Origin of the sequence: Streptomyces sp. DH10, from assembly GCF_029813805.1 — a bacterium.
GTDB classification, from domain to species: domain Bacteria; phylum Actinomycetota; class Actinomycetes; order Streptomycetales; family Streptomycetaceae; genus Streptomyces; species Streptomyces coeruleofuscus.
In genome coordinates this window covers 20,156-35,044 of record NZ_JARVKU010000003.1, presented here as the reverse complement: position 1 = coordinate 35,044, position 14,889 = coordinate 20,156, and the positions used below count along the sequence as shown (strand labels likewise).

General features: G+C 71.0%; 14 protein-coding genes. 8 read left to right on the top strand and 6 right to left on the bottom strand.

Annotated elements, in window-relative coordinates:
- Positions 1-79: 79 nt before the first annotated feature.
- The 3 genes from QC385_RS06965 to QC385_RS06955 all read left to right on the top strand — a co-directional run bounded on the left by QC385_RS06965 (position 80) and on the right by QC385_RS06955 (position 3,327).
- Positions 80-934: a DUF3558 domain-containing protein gene (locus QC385_RS06965; protein WP_279540399.1), complete on the top strand. Its 855-nt coding sequence runs from the start codon at positions 80-82 to the stop codon at positions 932-934.
- Positions 935-1,067: 133 nt separating this feature from the next.
- Positions 1,068-1,958: a DUF3558 family protein gene (locus QC385_RS06960; RefSeq protein ID WP_279540398.1), complete on the top strand. Its 891-nt coding sequence runs from the start codon at positions 1,068-1,070 to the stop codon at positions 1,956-1,958.
- A gap of 112 nt (positions 1,959-2,070) precedes the next feature.
- A complete protein-coding gene (locus tag QC385_RS06955) occupies positions 2,071-3,327 on the top strand; it encodes a DUF2637 domain-containing protein (RefSeq protein WP_279540397.1) in 1,257 nt (418 codons plus the stop codon).
- 70 nt (positions 3,328-3,397) lie between these two features.
- On the opposite strand, the gene lysS is transcribed toward QC385_RS06955, so the two are convergent.
- On the bottom strand, positions 3,398-5,140 hold the full coding sequence (gene lysS, locus QC385_RS06950) for a lysine--tRNA ligase (protein WP_279540396.1): 1,743 nt from the start codon (positions 5,138-5,140) through the stop codon (positions 3,398-3,400).
- Positions 5,141-5,289: 149 nt separating this feature from the next.
- Here lysS and argS point away from each other — a divergent pair, with 149 nt between their 5' ends.
- Positions 5,290-7,053: an arginine--tRNA ligase gene (gene argS / locus QC385_RS06945; protein ID WP_279540395.1), complete on the top strand. Its 1,764-nt coding sequence runs from the start codon at positions 5,290-5,292 to the stop codon at positions 7,051-7,053.
- A 77-nt stretch (positions 7,054-7,130) separates the two neighbouring features.
- Here the strand turns inward: argS and QC385_RS06940 are convergent, their stop codons facing one another.
- Positions 7,131-7,514, bottom strand: coding sequence for a peptidase inhibitor family I36 protein (locus QC385_RS06940; protein ID WP_279540394.1), 384 nt, complete (start codon positions 7,512-7,514; stop codon positions 7,131-7,133).
- A gap of 306 nt (positions 7,515-7,820) precedes the next feature.
- On the opposite strand from QC385_RS06940, the gene QC385_RS06935 reads away from it, so the two are divergent.
- Both QC385_RS06935 and QC385_RS06930 read left to right on the top strand, forming a co-directional pair.
- On the top strand, positions 7,821-8,756 hold the full coding sequence (locus QC385_RS06935) for a peptidoglycan-binding protein (protein ID WP_279540393.1): 936 nt from the start codon (positions 7,821-7,823) through the stop codon (positions 8,754-8,756).
- Positions 8,753-9,652 carry a DUF2690 domain-containing protein gene (locus QC385_RS06930; protein WP_279540392.1) on the top strand — a complete coding sequence of 300 codons (900 nt, stop codon included), beginning with the start codon at positions 8,753-8,755 and terminating at the stop codon, positions 9,650-9,652. The genes QC385_RS06935 and QC385_RS06930 overlap by 4 nt, the downstream gene beginning before the upstream one ends.
- Before the next feature lie 12 nt (positions 9,653-9,664).
- Here QC385_RS06930 and QC385_RS06925 read toward each other — a convergent pair whose 3' ends face one another.
- Positions 9,665-10,165, bottom strand: coding sequence for a DinB family protein (locus QC385_RS06925; RefSeq protein ID WP_279540391.1), 501 nt, complete (start codon positions 10,163-10,165; stop codon positions 9,665-9,667).
- Between the two features lie 86 nt (positions 10,166-10,251).
- Between QC385_RS06925 and QC385_RS06920 the strand changes: the two genes are divergently transcribed.
- Positions 10,252-11,052, top strand: a complete 801-nt coding sequence (locus QC385_RS06920) for a DUF4253 domain-containing protein (RefSeq protein WP_279540390.1) — start codon at positions 10,252-10,254, stop codon at positions 11,050-11,052.
- A gap of 9 nt (positions 11,053-11,061) precedes the next feature.
- Here QC385_RS06920 and QC385_RS06915 read toward each other — a convergent pair whose 3' ends face one another.
- Both QC385_RS06915 and QC385_RS06910 read right to left on the bottom strand, forming a co-directional pair.
- The gene (locus tag QC385_RS06915) at positions 11,062-11,895 is read right to left on the bottom strand and encodes an arylamine N-acetyltransferase family protein (RefSeq protein WP_279540389.1); all 834 of its coding nucleotides are present in this window, start codon (positions 11,893-11,895) and stop codon (positions 11,062-11,064) included.
- Positions 11,896-12,156: 261 nt separating this feature from the next.
- On the bottom strand, positions 12,157-13,059 hold the full coding sequence (locus QC385_RS06910) for an SAM-dependent methyltransferase (protein WP_279540388.1): 903 nt from the start codon (positions 13,057-13,059) through the stop codon (positions 12,157-12,159).
- A gap of 77 nt (positions 13,060-13,136) precedes the next feature.
- On the opposite strand from QC385_RS06910, the gene QC385_RS06905 reads away from it, so the two are divergent.
- Positions 13,137-13,340 (top strand): hypothetical protein, encoded by a 204-nt coding sequence (locus QC385_RS06905; protein ID WP_279540387.1) that lies wholly within the window; start codon positions 13,137-13,139, stop codon positions 13,338-13,340.
- A 2-nt stretch (positions 13,341-13,342) separates the two neighbouring features.
- On the opposite strand, the gene QC385_RS06900 is transcribed toward QC385_RS06905, so the two are convergent.
- The gene (locus QC385_RS06900; protein WP_279540386.1) at positions 13,343-14,812 is read right to left on the bottom strand and encodes a helix-turn-helix domain-containing protein; all 1,470 of its coding nucleotides are present in this window, start codon (positions 14,810-14,812) and stop codon (positions 13,343-13,345) included.
- Positions 14,813-14,889 lie beyond the last annotated feature (77 nt).

Genomic DNA, 14,889 nt, shown 5'->3' with positions numbered 1-14,889 from the left:
GCAGTGCGTGCGATAGACATTGTGTTCATCGGCCGCCCCGCGGCGGCAAGCCGATTTCCGCGTCGAGAGGGGCCACCACGTGCAACGGAAGGCGTACGCACCCGGTATCGCCGCGCTCCTCGCGGCCCTGCTGGCCGGCTGCACCGGCAGCTCGGGCGACGGCAGCCCGCCGGACGACTCCAACCCGGGCGACACGGGCACGGCCTCGGCCGCCGCCGAGCCGGGCCGGTACCGCACGCTGCCCGAGCCCTGCGGCGCCGTCGGCCAGAGCTCCCTCGACGAACTCCTGCCCGGTATCCGGCAGATCACCGACGAGGAGCAGCGCGAGAAGGCGTACGAGGGCGAGGCGACGGTCACGTACGACACCGACCGCAAGGTGGGCTGCCAGTGGAAGGTCGATTCGCAGCAGGCCACCGACCATCTGCTCGTCGACTTCGAACGGGTCGTCTCCTACGACAACGCGGTCAGTGACGACAGCCAGGCCGAGCAGCTCTTCGCGGAGAAGGAGGAGGCGGCCCACCTGCCGGAGCCGACCGCCACCGAGTCGGTGACCGTCGGCAGCACCCCGGCCGGCGGTTCCTCCGCCGCTCCGAGCGGCTCCCCGTCGCCGTCGGACAGTACGTCACCGTCGGGCAGCGCGTCCCCGTCGGGCAGCCCGTCACCGTCGACGTCCGCCTCCGCCGCCCCGACCGATCTCCAGCCCCGCGTCCTGGAGGAGGTCGGCGACGAGGCCTTCCTCGACGACGAGCTGAGCAGCTCCGGTTCGACGGCCAAGCAGCGGACGGTGACTGTGGCATTCCGCACGTCCAACGTCATCGTGACCATCGAGTACGCCGAGCAGCCGGCCACCATCGGCGTCGTCCCGGACAGCAAGGAAATGCAGGACAGGGCCCAAAAACTGGCCTCGCAGCTGGCCGATTCGCTGAGCGACTGAGGACTCTTCACGCCCCCTCCACGCGCACCCGCAAAGCAGCCGAAGGAAGAACACACGGCGGCCTCACCGCGTACCGTGACCACTCGGACCCGTTCCGACCGCAGGAACCACGAGCGTCATGAGTGAAGGAACCATGCAGCGACGAGCACAGCGTGAACAGCGAGACCAGCGAGCGAAGCGACTCAACCGCGTCCTTGTCTGCGCGGCCGCCGTCCCCGTGATGCTGGTCGCCGCCGGCTGCTCCTCGGACTCCGGCTCCGGCGACAGCACGGACAAGGCCGCGAAGGCCGCCGCCTCGGCGTCCGCGAGCCCGTCGCCGACCGTGGCGGCGGCGGCGTACGACAAGCTTCCGGAGCCCTGCAAGGTGCTGTCGAAGAAGACGCTGAAGGACCTCGTCCCGGAGGGCAAGTCCGGCAAGGAGGGTAAGTCGGACGACATCTCGACCCGCGGCAACTGCTCCTGGAACAGCCTCGACAACAACGGCGTCAAGGGCTCGCAGTTCCGCTGGCTGAACGTGTCGATGCTGCGCTTCGAGTCGGACGTCGCCCGCGGCCCGGCCGACAAGCTGGCCCAGGAGTACTTCGAGAAGCAGGTCCAGGACGCCCAGGCCACGGAGGGTGCCAAGAGCACCAAGTCGGAGCCGGTGCCCGGGACGGGCGACGAGGCTACGGCCGTGCGCTACGAGCTGAAGAAGAAGGAAGGCACCTTCAAGCAGCAGACGGTGGTGGCACGCGTCGAGAACGTCGTCGTCACCATCGACTACAACGGCGCGGGTCTGGCCGGCGACAAGAGCCCGAGCGCCGACGACCTGACGAAGGACGCGAAGAAGGCTGCCAAGGAGGCGGTGGCTGCGGTGTCCGAGGCGAACGGCGCGGGTGGCGGCAAGGCGAGCGGCGCCCCGTCCAAGTCCGCGTCCAAGTCCCCGTCGAAGTCGCCCTCGGACGCGGCCTCCAAGGACGCGTCGGACGAGCCGTCGGGCGGTGCGTCGAAGTCGCCGTCCAAGAAGCCCGCTTCGAAGAGCTGAACAAGCCCGACGGGAACCGGCCACCCGTCCTCCGCACACATGTGCCACCCTGTTGCGCGCAAGAACACGCAAGGGGAGGGGAGTACGGGTGGCCGCGCCACAGCTGACTCGGATGCACCGCGTTCTCATCGGTGTGGTCGTGGCCGGTGCCGTGATCATCGCCGGCATCGGCTTCGCCGGTTCGTACGCGGCGGTCCGCGAACTGGCCCTGCAGAAGGGCTTCGGGAACTTCTCCTACGTCTTCCCGATCGGCATCGACGCGGGCATCTGCGTCCTGCTGGCCCTGGACCTGCTCCTCACCTGGATCAGGATCCCCTTCCCGCTCCTGCGCCAGACGGCCTGGCTCCTGACTGCGGCGACGATCGCCTTCAACGGCGCGGCCGCGTGGCCGGATCCGCTCGGTGTCGGCATGCACGCGGTGATCCCGATCCTGTTCGTGGTCGCGGTCGAGGCGGCCCGCCACGCGATCGGCCGGATCGCCGACATCACGGCCGACAAGCACATGGAGGGCGTCCGCCTCACCCGCTGGCTGCTCTCCCCCGGGCCGACGTTCCTCCTGTGGCGCCGTATGAAGCTCTGGGAGCTCCGCTCCTACGACCAGGTCATCAAGCTGGAGCAGGAACGTCTCGTCTACCAGGCCCGGCTGCGTTCCCGTTTCGGACGGGCGTGGCGCCGGAAGGCCCCGGTGGAGTCGTTGATGCCGCTGCGGCTGGCGCGCTACGGCGTGCCCCTGGCGGAAACGGCCCCGGCGGGGCTGGCGGCGGCCGGCATAGAGCCGGCGCTGATCCCCCCGCCGCCGCGAACGGACCAGGCTGCGGGCAGTCGTGCCCCTGGGGAGGCACCGGTGCGTCAGAAAGCGGCACCTCCCGGCGAGCAGCGCCCGCAGCTCGAGAGTCACCGCAACGCCGAGCAGCCGGACGACATCCCGGGGCCGGACCAGAGCCCCTGGTTCAACGCCCCGCGCGAGGTCGAGTACCAGGGCGGCTACGACCCGGCCTACGATCCCGCGGAGCAGTACGCCCAGTGGATCGCGGAGCAGCAAGAAGCCGAGCAGTACCAGACCCAGTACGAGCAGGAGCCCACCCCGGAGGACACCGGCGGTTTCCCCATCCCGGTGGGCCCCAACCGCACGCGGGAACTGGGCGAAGGCGGTGGGACACCGACACCGTCCTCTCCCGAGCCGGACGAGGAGTCCTACTACCAGGTCTTCAAGCAGTCGATCAACGGCAGCTACCCGACCCCGAACCAGCTCGTCGACAACCTGGAAGCGGAATACGGCATCCGCATCGACACCACGGAAGCCAAGCGCATGGTCGACCGCTTCAGCAGCCGCCACTACCAGGAGCTGGAAGAAGAGCACATCGCCTGACGCATGAAGGGGGGGCCCTGCGCACAGGGCCCCTCCCCTCACATGAAGGCTGCTCCCTTCACACCGACGGCTACTCCCCGAGCAGGGCCCGCACGCGCTCCTGCCCCACCGCCAGCAGCAGCGTGGGCAGCCGCGGCCCGGTGTCCCGCCCCACCAGCAGGTGGTACAGCAGGGCGAAGAAGGACCGCTGAGCGGTCTTGATCTCCGGCGGCAGCTCCTTCGGCGTGGCGTCGGCCGGGAACCCGGCCTGCACCTTGGGCACGCCGTACACCAGGTGGGTCAGCCCGTCGAGGGACCAGTGCTCGGCGAGTCCGTCGAGCAGGAGCCGCAGCGACTGCAGGGACGCCTCGTCCAGCGACTTCAGCAGCTCCGCGTCGGGCTCGTCCCGCACGATGGTCCGCTGTTCGGCCGGCACATGCGTGTTGATCCAGGCCTCGGCCTTGTCGTACCGCGGCCGCACCTCGTCGAGCGAGGTCAGCGGCTGCTCCGGGTCCAGCTCGCTGAGGATCCGCAGCGCCTGGTCCTCGTGCCCGGCGGTGATGTCCGCGACGGACGCGAGCGTCCGGTACGGCAGCGGCCGGGCCGTCCGCGGCAGCTCACCGGCGGCCGTGCGCACCGCACGCGAGTGCGCGGCGGCGTCGGCGGGCAGGACGCTGCCGTCGGCGACCTTGGCGTCCAGCCGGTCCCATTCGTCGTAGAGCCGCTGGATCTCCTGGTCGAAGGCGACCTTGAAGGACTGGTTGGGCCGGCGGCGGGCGTAGAGCCAGCGCAGGAGCTGCGGCTCCATGATCTTCAAGGCGTCGGCCGGGGTGGGCACGCCGCCCTTCGAGGAGGACATCTTCGCCATGCCGGAGATGCCGACGAAGGCGTACATGGGGCCGATCGGCTGCTTGCCGCCGAAGATCCCGACGATCTGCCCGCCCACCTGGAAGGAGGACCCCGGGGAGGAGTGGTCGACGCCGGAGGGCTCGAACACGACGCCCTCGTACGCCCACCGCATCGGCCAGTCGACCTTCCAGACCAGCTTGCCGCGGTTGAACTCGCTGAGCCGGACCGTCTCGGAGAAGCCGCACGCGGTGCAGGCGTACGTCAGCTCGGTGGAGCCGTCGTCGTAGGACGTGACGGTTGTGAGGTCCTTCTCGCAGTTGCCGCAGTACGGCTTGTACGGGAAGTACCCGGCGGAGGCGGAGCTGCCGTCGTCCTCGCCGGCCGCGCCGGAGCCCTCCGCGGCTTCCAGCTCGGCCTCGTCGAGGGGCTTCTGCTGCTGCTTCTTGGCCGGGGCCTTCTTCGTCCGGTACTGGTCGAGGATCGCGTCGATGTCGCCGCGGTGCTTGATGGCGTGCAGGATCTGCTCGCGGTACACGCCGGAGGTGTACTGCGCGGTCTGGCTGATCCCGTCGAACTCCACGCCCAGCTCGGCCAGCGACTCGATCATCGCGGCCTTGAAGTGCTCGGCCCAGTTGGCGTGCGGGGAGCCCTTGGGCGCCGGGACGGACGTCAGCGGCTTGCCGATGTGCTCGGCCCATGACTCGTCGACGCCCGGGACACCGGCCGGCACCTTGCGGTAGCGGTCGTAGTCGTCCCAGGAGATCAGGTGCCGCACCTGGTGTCCCCGGCGGCGGATCTCGTCGGCGACGAGATGCGGGGTCATGACCTCGCGCAGGTTCCCGAGGTGGATGGGGCCGGACGGTGAGAGGCCGGACGCGACGACGACGGGTTTGCCCGGGGCCCGACGCTCCGACTCCTCGATGACCTCATCCGCGAAACGGGAGACCCAGTCGGTGGTCTCGGTGCTCTGAGCCACGATCGGCACGTCCTTCTTTCTGCATCGGGCAGCCGGTACGGTCGCACGGCTGACCGCACCATTGTCCCAGACCTGCGTGCGCCCGGAAAAACGGCTCTACCTCCGTGGGATACTGGCCGGGTCTATCCATCCCCACGAGGAGAACGGCACCCTTACCTATGGCCTCGGTCACGTCCCTCAGCGACTCCGTCCATCAGCGCCTCGCGGCGGCCCTGTCGGCGGCTCTGCCGCAGGCCGGCTCCGCGGACCCGCTGCTGCGACGAAGCGACCGGGCCGACTTCCAGGCCAACGGGATCCTGGCCCTCGCGAAGAAGGAGAAGGCGAACCCGCGGGAGCTGGCGACGCAGGTCGTCTCCCGGGTCGAGTCGGGTGACGTGATCAAGGACGTCGAGGTCTCCGGCCCCGGCTTCCTGAACATCACGATCACGGACCGGGCGATCACTCAGACCCTCGCCGCGCGCTACGCGGACGACACCGGCCGCCTCGGCGTGCCGCACGCCGAGCAGCCCGGCACCACGGTCATCGACTACGCCCAGCCGAACGTGGCGAAGGAGATGCACGTCGGTCACCTGCGCTCGGCGGTGATCGGCGACTCGGTGGCACAGCTGCTGGAGTTCACCGGCGAGAGCGTGGTCCGGCGTCACCACATCGGCGACTGGGGCACCCAGTTCGGCATGCTCATCCAGTACCTGGAGGAGCACCCGCACGAGCTGGACCACAAGGCCGACGAGGTCTCCGGCGAGGAGGCGATGTCGAATCTCGACCGCCTCTACAAGGCCGCGCGCAAGCTCTTCGACGCGGACGAGGAGTTCAAGACGCGGGCCCGCCGCCGGGTGGTCGACCTCCAGGCGGGCGACCCGCAGACCCTCGCCATGTGGCAGAAGTTCGTGGACGAGTCGAAGATCTACTTCTTCTCCGTCTTCGAGAAGCTGGACATGGAGATCCGGGACCCGGACATCGTGGGCGAGTCCGGCTACAACGACATGCTCGCGGAGACCTGCCGCCTGCTGGAGGAGTCGGGCGTCGCGGTCCGCTCCGAGGGCGCGCTGTGTGTCTTCTTCGACGACATCAAGGGCCCGGACGGCAAGCCGGTCCCGCTGATCGTGCAGAAGTCGGACGGCGGCTACGGCTACGCGGCGACCGACCTCTCGGCGATCCGCGACCGCGTCTTCGGCATCAAGGCGAACACGCTGCTGTACGTGGTGGACGCCCGCCAGTCGCTGCACTTCAAGATGGTCTTCGAGACGGCCCGCCGGGCGGGCTGGCTGAACGAGGACGTCAAGGCGGTGCAGCTCGCCTTCGGCACGGTCCTCGGCAAGGACGGCAAGCCGTTCAAGACCCGTGAGGGCGAGACGGTCCGCCTGGTCGACCTGCTGGACGAGGCGATCGACCGTGCCTCGGCGGTGGTCCGGGAGAAGGCGCTGGACCTCTCCGAGGAGGAGATCGCCGAGCGGGGCACCCAGGTCGGCATCGGCGCGGTGAAGTACGCGGACCTGTCGACGTCGGCGAACCGCGACTACAAGTTCGACCTGGACCAGATGGTCTCGCTGAACGGCGACACGTCCGTCTACCTCCAGTACGCCTACGCCCGTATCCAGTCGATCCTGCGCAAGGCCGGCGAGGCCCGCCCCGTCGCGCACCCCGAGCTGGATCTGCACGAGGCGGAGCGTGCGCTCGGCCTGCACGCGGACTCCTTCGCGGCGACGGTGGCGGAGGCGGCGGCGGAGTACGCCCCGCACAAGATGACGGCGTACCTGTACCAGCTGGCGTCCCTCTACACGACGTTCTACGACAAGTGCCCGGTCCTGAAGGCCGAGTCGCCCGAGCAGATCGAGAACCGCCTGTTCCTCTGCGACATCACGGCCCGCACCCTCCACCAGGGCATGGCCCTGCTGGGCATCCGGACGCCCGAGCGGCTCTGAGCCCGGCTCCTTTCAGTGACAGGCCGAGGGCGGCACTCCCCCGTGAGTGCCGCCTTCGGCGTATCAGGAGCCGTGGATCACTTGCAGTTGACCCACGTGTTGGACTTCATGTAGCGGCTCACGCTGCCGGTCTCCTTGTAGCCCCTCGGGACGACGCCGCTGGACCCGCCGTGGTTCTTCTCCGAGAACCACTTGAAGTCGCAGGACGCGCCGTGGTTGTACCAGGACTTGAAGCTCTGGAACACGGCGTACTGGGTCAGGTCCTTGTTGGTCCCGGCGACCTTCTGCATGCGGCCGGTGTAGTTCTGCCCGGCCCAGACGCAGAACCAGCCGGACGGACAGTCCGAGGCGGCCTGCGGCGCGGCCTCGGCCGCACCGGCCGTTCCCGCGCCGCCGGCCAGCAGCCCCCCGGTCAGCGCGAGGCCCCCGGTCATGACGGCGAGCTTCCTGGTCATACGCATGCTGTTTCCCCCTTCGTGGGCGGGCCGACCGCACCGGCCGGCTCGGAAACGAGACTGCGGCCCGGGGACCCGGCTGCGCCACAGTCGCCTCCGAAGTGACGTACTCGCGGGACGTCCCACACGCTGACCTGCGGTGACACCGCCCGCCGGGACGGTGCGGCGGGACGGTCGCGGCGGGCGTGGCCGAATCGGTGGGGGGCGGCGCGGGGAAGGGAACCGATGTATGGGGCACCGCGTGGATGCTGATGCAGAATGCGGCGGTGACGGGACCGCTGACCACGGTCCAGGAACGCGAGTGGGGGGAACATGTCGCGTTGGAAAGGGCTGCCCGAAGAACTGGATCCGCGCGTCAGACAGTTGGTGGTGCGCTTACGCCGGGTGAAGGACCACAGCGGACTGAGCCTGCGCCGGCTCGCGGCCAAGACGGGGTACAGCACGTCGTCCTGGGAGCGCTACCTGGCCGGCAGGTCGCTGCCACCCAGGGAGGCCGTGGAGGCGATGGCCGGGCTGGGCGGTGACGACCCGGTCCGCCTGCTCGCGCTGCACGAGGTCGCCGCGGAGGCGTGGGGCAAGGGGGCGGACCGGCAGAGCGAACCGGCCGGGGACGGGACGGGCGCAGGGCGGGACCCGCAGAGCCCGCCGCTCGGAGCGGAGACCGGAGCGGAGACCGGTGCGAAGACCGGTCCGAAGACCGGTCCGAAGACCGGGGCCGCGCCACGAACCGAGCCCGGAAACGAGCCCGGAAACGAGCCCGTGACCGACCTCGGAACCGAGCTGGGGACCGGCGCGTTCCGGCCCCACGGCCGGGCGCTGCGCATCACGCTCATCGCCGGGTCCGTGGCCCTGGTGCTGGCCGTCGCCGCCACGGTCCTGCTGGCCGTACGGCTCACGGACGGCGAGGGCGGAGCGTCCGCGGCCGACCTCACCGCCTCCGCCACGACGGCACCGGATCCGCCCAAGACGTCGGAGCCGCCCAGGTACACCTGCCGGGCGGAGCGGATCGACGGCCGCTGGTACGCGGGCAACAGCCGCACGCAGAAGGCCATCCTGGCGAACGGCCACGCCGGACCGGAGGTGGCCGAGGCACAGTGCCTGCTGCGCGAGGCGGGCCTCGCCCCGGGCGCCGTGGACGGCATCTTCGGCCCGCACACGGAACGCGCGGTCAGGGCCCTTCAGAAGCGGGCGAACCTGGTCGTCGACGGCATCATCGGCCCGCACACCTGGAAGGCCCTGCGGGAATGACGCGGACCCCGCCGAGCCCGCTGCCGCCGGAACGCGCCCGCCTCGCCTCCGTGCTGACGGAGTTGAAGGCGGGCACGGGCCTGAGCCTGGCGGCCCTCGCGGCGAAGACGACCTATAGCAAGTCGTCCTGGGAGCGCTACCTCAACGGCAAGACGCTCCCGCCGCGCCAGGCGGTACAGGAGCTGTGCCGCCTCGCGGGCGAACCGGAGGGCCGGTGTCTCGCGCTGTGGGAGCTCGCGGAGACGGAGTGGAGCGGCCGGGCGGCGCCGACCACGCCCACGCAGAGGCTTACGCCTACGCAGACGCCCGCGCCCACTCAGATGCCACCGCCCGCGGAGACGCACGCGCCGCCCCCGCAGACGCAGGCGCCCAAGGATGCGGACGTCAGACCCGCCATCGGCGGCAGGGGCGCGGTCATGGCGATCCTCGCGTCGGTGTGCGCGATCGCGGCCGGCGGACTGTCCGTGGCCCTGGTCCTCCTCGCGGGCCAGTCCGCCGACCCCCGGCCGTCCCCGCCGCCGTCCCCTTCCGCGCCGGCACCCCGCTGCCGTGCGGCCGCCTGCGAGGGCCGGAGCCCGATGCACATGAGATGCGGTACGGCCCCGCTCACCCTTGCCTCGCACCGCACGTCCACCGGAGCCCGCCTCGAACTGCGCTACAGCGACAAGTGCGAGGCCGGCTGGGCCCGGATGTGGAGCACGCGGATCGGCGACCGTCTGGAGCTGAACCGGGCCGACGGAGGCCGACGTCCGCACTCCGCCGAGGTCACGGACGGCATCGCCGCGCAGTCCTACGTCTTCACACCCATGACCGAAGCCCGCCCCGGGACGACCGTCCGGGCCTGTTTCCGCCCGGCGGCGGGAGGCAGCCGCGAGTGCTTCGACGGCCGCGTCTGACGGGCCGCCGGGTCAGCGCCGGGCCGTGGTGTTCGCGCCGTCCAGGGCCTCCCGGACAATGTCGGCGTGCCCGGCGTGCTGGGCCGTCTCCCTGATCAGGTGCAGCAGGATCCGGCGCGCCGACCAGTACTCGGGCTCCGGCGGCGACCACGGAGTCGTCGGCAGGGGCACGCTCCGCCCCAGGTCCGGCAAGCCGGCCACGGCCTCGTCGGTCGCCCGGGCGGCCGCCGCGTACCGCTCCAGCAGCGCGGGGAGCGTCTCCTCCTCGGCCATGCGGTACTGGTTCATGTCGAGCATGCCGTCGGGGAGTTCACCGTCGCCCTTGGTCATGATCCGCGTCCACGCCTCTTCTCCCTGGGCGAGATGCTTCACGATCCCGCCCAGGGTCAGCTCACTGACGGTCGTACGCCGCGCGGCCTGCGCGTCGGTCAGTCCGCGCACGGTGAGCAGCAGCAACTCCCGCTGCTCCGCGAGCGCCTGCGACAGGTCCGTCTTCTCCGGGGAAGTGGTCATGGGAAGACGGTAGGGAGCAACTAGGTCAGTCTCTGTCCTCTAAGGGGCCGGTCCGGTTGTCAGTGGTCGCCTCTAGAGTCACGACCATGGCGACTCTTCCCAATCCCCTGCCGAAGCTGGCGGCAGACCCGAGCGGCAGCGCACTCGGACTCCGGCTCCCCGCCGGGTCACTCGTCGACACCACGGACGAGGGGCGCTGGCACGAGCCGCTGCTGTGGTACGCGGACGAGCAGGCCCTCCCGGGTGGCTGGGCAGCGCTGGAGCCGGCCCGTCGTACGGGACTGCTGCCGGTCGTGCTCGACGTGGGGGACGGGCATGACGGGCCGGACCGCTGGGAGTTGACGCCCGGCGAGATGTCGTACCCCGGGGACCACGACGCCGAAGAGGTCCTGGCGGAGTACTGGGAGGAGTACGCCGCGGAGGGCGACGCATGGCCCGGGCCGGCCGGTCCGTTCCCCGACGCGCAGGACCCCTGCGCGCAGGACCCCGACGCGGTCGCCGCCGGGGCCGCGGACGTGCTGCTCGACGGCGGAGGCCCCCTCAAGGACCCCCGCCTCGCCCTCGTCCCGGCCCGCCGCAGCGCCGACATCCCCACGGCGATCGGCTGGACGGGCCCGGCGAACCACGAGGGCGACACCGCCCGGCTCAGCGCGGTGCTGCGCTCCTGGGAGGACCGCTTCGGCATACGGGTCGTGGCGCTCGGCTTCGATCACCTGCTGGTGTCGGTCGCCGCCCCGCCCGTCACCATGGCCGACGCGGAGGCGGTGGCCGCCGAGCACTTCGCGTTCTGCCCGGACAACATCCGGCAGGGCACCGACCCGACGCTGCGGGCCTACGCGGAGCACCATGTGCTCGACCAGCGGGTCTGGCACTTCTGGTGGGACTGACGCGGCCGGTCAGCCGGGCAGCAGCGTCATCCCCTCCGGCGCGGTGATGCCGAACTCCTCGTCCAGGAGCCGTCGCGCCTCCGCCTCGCCGGTCACCTCCCGCTCGGTGACCGTCCCGTCGGACCGGGTCTGCGTGAGGAGCCGACCGTCGAGGAGGAGGTGCCGCGTGGCGCTGATGTGCTGGGCGTAGAGGCGCTGCGCGAACGGCGAGCGCGGGTTGGTGGCGATGTGCCAGTTGATGACGTCGTAGTCGGGCTTCTCGAAGGGCTCCAGGGTGAAGGCGTACTGCCCGGTCCAGTCGTCCTTCTCCTGGTCGTGGGCCTGGAGCAGCCACATCTCCAGCGGACCGTCGTGCGGCACGTGCACCAGGCGGTGCCGCCGCCCGGCCCCGGTGAATTCGACGTCCGCGATCAGCGGCACCGGCTCCAGGATCGAGCCGATCGCCCCGAAGCCGACGTCCGCGAGGTACGGCCGTGGTTCGCCGGGGACGTGGGCCAGCAGCGCCATGTGGGTGCGCGGTCGGCTCGCGATGGTGTCGGCGCCGACGACGACCCGCGCGGCCAGCCGGGTCACCCGGAAGCCCAGTGTCTCCAGGGCGCAGGCGAACAGCGTGTTGTGCTCGTAGCAGTAGCCGCCGCGCCGGCTGTGGACCAGCTTGGTCATGAGGTCGGCCGGATCGAGGGAGGGGGCGTTGCCACGCAGTGCGTCGAGGTTCTCGAACGGGATGGCCCGCATGTGCGCCAGGTGCACACCACGCAGGGTGGCCGCGTCGGCCCGCCGCTCCCCCTCCCATCCGATCCGCCGGAAATACGCGTCGAGGTCGAACTGTGTGGAGTCCAGCATGGCGTCACCGTAACGACACCCGTCCCACCCCGTCCGCGGTCCACAGCAGGAACCTCCGCTCCGCCGTTGGTCCTAGGGCCTGTCGTTTGGATCAGGTCGCAGACGCGGGGCCTGGCACGCGCATCTGCGGCGTTGACGAGATGCCGTCGATTCCGACCTGATCCAAACGACAGACCCAAGGCCGGCAGTAGTACTCAGGGGGTGTCCGCCCGCAGTCCCTCCCCCAGCCTCCGCAGCCCTTCCCCGATCCGGACACCCTGCTCAGCCCTTGGCGGCCATCCCCGCGTAGACGTTGATGTCCGCGTCCGTGACGTCGTTGATGTCGCGGTAGCGGACCTTCTCGATCTCGTCGAGGCCGGCGAAGTACGACTCGTCCGGCCGCTCGGGCACGGGAGCGGCGTGGTCGGGCCGCCAGCGGTGGGCGGGGACGATCCCCGGGTCGGCGATCTCCAGGGAGTTCTCCGTGAAGAACCGCTCGACCTCCGCCCGGGACCGCAGCACGAAGGTGAACCCCCGCTCGGTGTACGTCCGCTGGACCGCGCGGATCTTCTCGGGGTTGAGGTCCTCGGTGAGGTGGCTGAGCACGAGCCGGCTGCCGACGGGAAGGGCGTCGAGCAGCTCGCGCACCAGCGGGTACGCCTCCTCGTCCGCGACGAAGTGCAGGATGGCGACCAGGCAGAGCGCGACCGGCCGGTCGAAGTCCAGGGTCTTGGCGGCCTGTTCCAGGATGCGGGCGGGATCCCTCAGATCGGCGTCGATGTAGTCCGTACGCCCCTCGGGCCCGCTCGTCAGCAGGGCACGCGCGTGCGCGAGCACGACCGGGTCGTTGTCGACGTACACCACCCGCGAGTCGGGCGCGATGCGCTGCGCGATCTGGTGCACGTTCTCGGCGGTCGGCAGTCCCGTGCCGATGTCGAGGAACTGCCGGATACCGTCCTGCTCCACCAGCGCGGTCACCGCGCGGCGCAGGAAGTCGCGGTTGTGCCGTACGTCGAGGTACCCGCGCGGGTTGGCGGCGAGCGCGGCGGCGGCCGCGTCCCGGTCGGCCGGGTAGTGGTCCTTGCCACCGAGGAAGACGTCGTAGACGCGGGCCGGATGTGCCTTGCTGCTGTCGATCCTCCCCTGCAACTCGGCGGGATCCTGGCTGAGGGCGTCACCGGTCATGGACGTCTCCCTGAAGAGTAGGTGGTTCAATCAGCAACCACTTCGGCGGTCAACAACCTAACGGTTCAAGTGATTTGATGGTGCCCACGCAGCCCGACCAGCCGCCGACGACGACCCTGTGGCGCCCCACCGGCCCCAAGGAGCTGGACCTGGTACGGGAGCTCGACTGGCGCGGCTGGCCGCCCCGGCTTCCGGAGCAGCCGTGGGTACCGGCCGAGGAGCTCGACGAGTTCAACGCCCACATCGTCGGCAGGATCGAGCTGGTTCACGAGTTCCGCTGAGTTCAGTCGGTGGTCCCGGCCTTGACCCACTTGTCGCCGCCCAGCGGGAACTCGTACGCCGGCCGCCCGTTGTTGCCGCTCGTGCGGAAGGGCCGGCCCCGGTCGTCCACCCTCAGCGTGCCGCTCCGGTCGCCGCTGGACCAGCTCAGCTCCAGGTACCAGCTGACGTCGTACGCGGAGGCGTCGGCCCGGATGTAGTAGACCTCCGGGTCGGACTCGCTCACCGAGAACGGGAAGTCGTCGTGCCCCGCCTCCGGGACGACGGCGGGACGCGCGGCGTCGAGAGCGACCGTGAAGGAGCGGGTCGGGACGTTGCCGCCGCAGCCGACGCCCGGATAGCCCATGGCGTAGTCGTTCCAGGCGAGCGGCGCGCGCTTGCCGGCCATACGGACCTTCAGGCCGTCGACGACCACCGTCTCCTTCCCGGTGCCCTGCACGGTGATCCTCAGATACTGCTCCCCCGACGGCACGGCGCCCATCGCCCCCACCCAGGCGGGCGCGTCCTGCTCCGGTGGCGGCGGCCCCACCTGACCCGGAGGCCGGTTCACCAGGTAGCGCTGGGAACAGGGGCTCTCCCAGACGTTCGGGTCGGTGTTCACGGTGAGGGGGGCGGGGCCGGCCGGGGCGGCGGCGTCCCGGCCGGGGCGGTCGGCGCCCGCGCCGGTGCCGGAACCGTTGCCGGTGCCGCTGCCGGTGCCGGTGGCAGAGGCGGAGGATCTGGGTGCCGCGGAGGCCGCGTCCTTTCCGCCGCCCTTCTTCTTGCCGCCGCCGGGGGACGAACTGCCCGAGGGCGACACCGATGCGGCCGAGCCGCCGTCCGGCTGCTGCCGCTGCCCGCCGGAGACCGCCGCCGAACCACGGTTCCCGTCGTCGTCCGCCCCGCCGTAGGGAATCGCCACGGCGAGCCCGACCCCGGCCAGGACGACGGCTACGGCGGCAGCGGCGAGCAGGGCGGGACGTGGACGGCGCGGGCGCCGGACCACCGGCCCCCCTGAGACCACCTCACCCGCCTCCTCACGGACGCCCTCGCCCGACTCCTCCGCAAGGCCCGCTTCCGAAGAAGCCTCCACCGCGGACGCCGTCTCCGCGGACGCCGTCTCCGGGAACGCCGTCTCCGCGGTCACGGCCTCCGGAGTCTCGACCTCCGGGGTCACGACCTCCGGGGTCACGACCTCCGGAGTTTCGGCCTCCGCGGCCGGAGCGGCAGCGGCCCCTTTACGCCCTCGGTCGGCGTCCGCCAGCACCCACCGCCGGTGCAGCTCGACAAGCTCCCCGGGCGATGCCTTGCACAGCCGGGCGAGTCTCTCCACAGGCGCGTAGTCGGCGGGTACGGCATCCCCGTTGCAGTACCGGTGCAGCGTCGACGTACTCATGTGGAGCCGCTTGGCGAGCACCCCGTAGCTCAGCCCGGACCGCTCCTTCAACTCCCCCAGCAACGCGGCGAAGTCCGCCGCGGCCGTGCCTTCCGACACCGTTCCTCCATCCCCCATGTCCCGTTCCCCGTTCCCCGTTCCCCGTTCCAGGGGATGGTCATTTCCCCTGGTCAAGG

Bases quoted from the DNA above. Each gene is read 5' to 3' on its own strand.
- QC385_RS06960 (WP_279540398.1), top strand. From the start codon at position 1,068: ATGCAGCGACGAGCACAGCGTGAACAGCGAGACCAGCGAGCGAAGCGA.
- QC385_RS06955 (WP_279540397.1), top strand. From the start codon at position 2,071: ATGCACCGCGTTCTCATCGGTGTGGTCGTGGCCGGTGCCGTGATCATC.
- argS (WP_279540395.1), top strand. From the start codon at position 5,290: ATGGCCTCGGTCACGTCCCTCAGCGACTCCGTCCATCAGCGCCTCGCG.
- QC385_RS06940 (WP_279540394.1), bottom strand. From the start codon at position 7,514: ATGCGTATGACCAGGAAGCTCGCCGTCATGACCGGGGGCCTCGCGCTG.
- QC385_RS06935 (WP_279540393.1), top strand. From the start codon at position 7,821: ATGTCGCGTTGGAAAGGGCTGCCCGAAGAACTGGATCCGCGCGTCAGA.
- QC385_RS06930 (WP_279540392.1), top strand. From the start codon at position 8,753: ATGACGCGGACCCCGCCGAGCCCGCTGCCGCCGGAACGCGCCCGCCTC.
- QC385_RS06925 (WP_279540391.1), bottom strand. From the start codon at position 10,165: ATGACCACTTCCCCGGAGAAGACGGACCTGTCGCAGGCGCTCGCGGAG.
- QC385_RS06920 (WP_279540390.1), top strand. From the start codon at position 10,252: ATGGCGACTCTTCCCAATCCCCTGCCGAAGCTGGCGGCAGACCCGAGC.
- QC385_RS06915 (WP_279540389.1), bottom strand. From the start codon at position 11,895: ATGCTGGACTCCACACAGTTCGACCTCGACGCGTATTTCCGGCGGATC.
- QC385_RS06910 (WP_279540388.1), bottom strand. From the start codon at position 13,059: ATGACCGGTGACGCCCTCAGCCAGGATCCCGCCGAGTTGCAGGGGAGG.
- QC385_RS06905 (WP_279540387.1), top strand. From the start codon at position 13,137: ATGGTGCCCACGCAGCCCGACCAGCCGCCGACGACGACCCTGTGGCGC.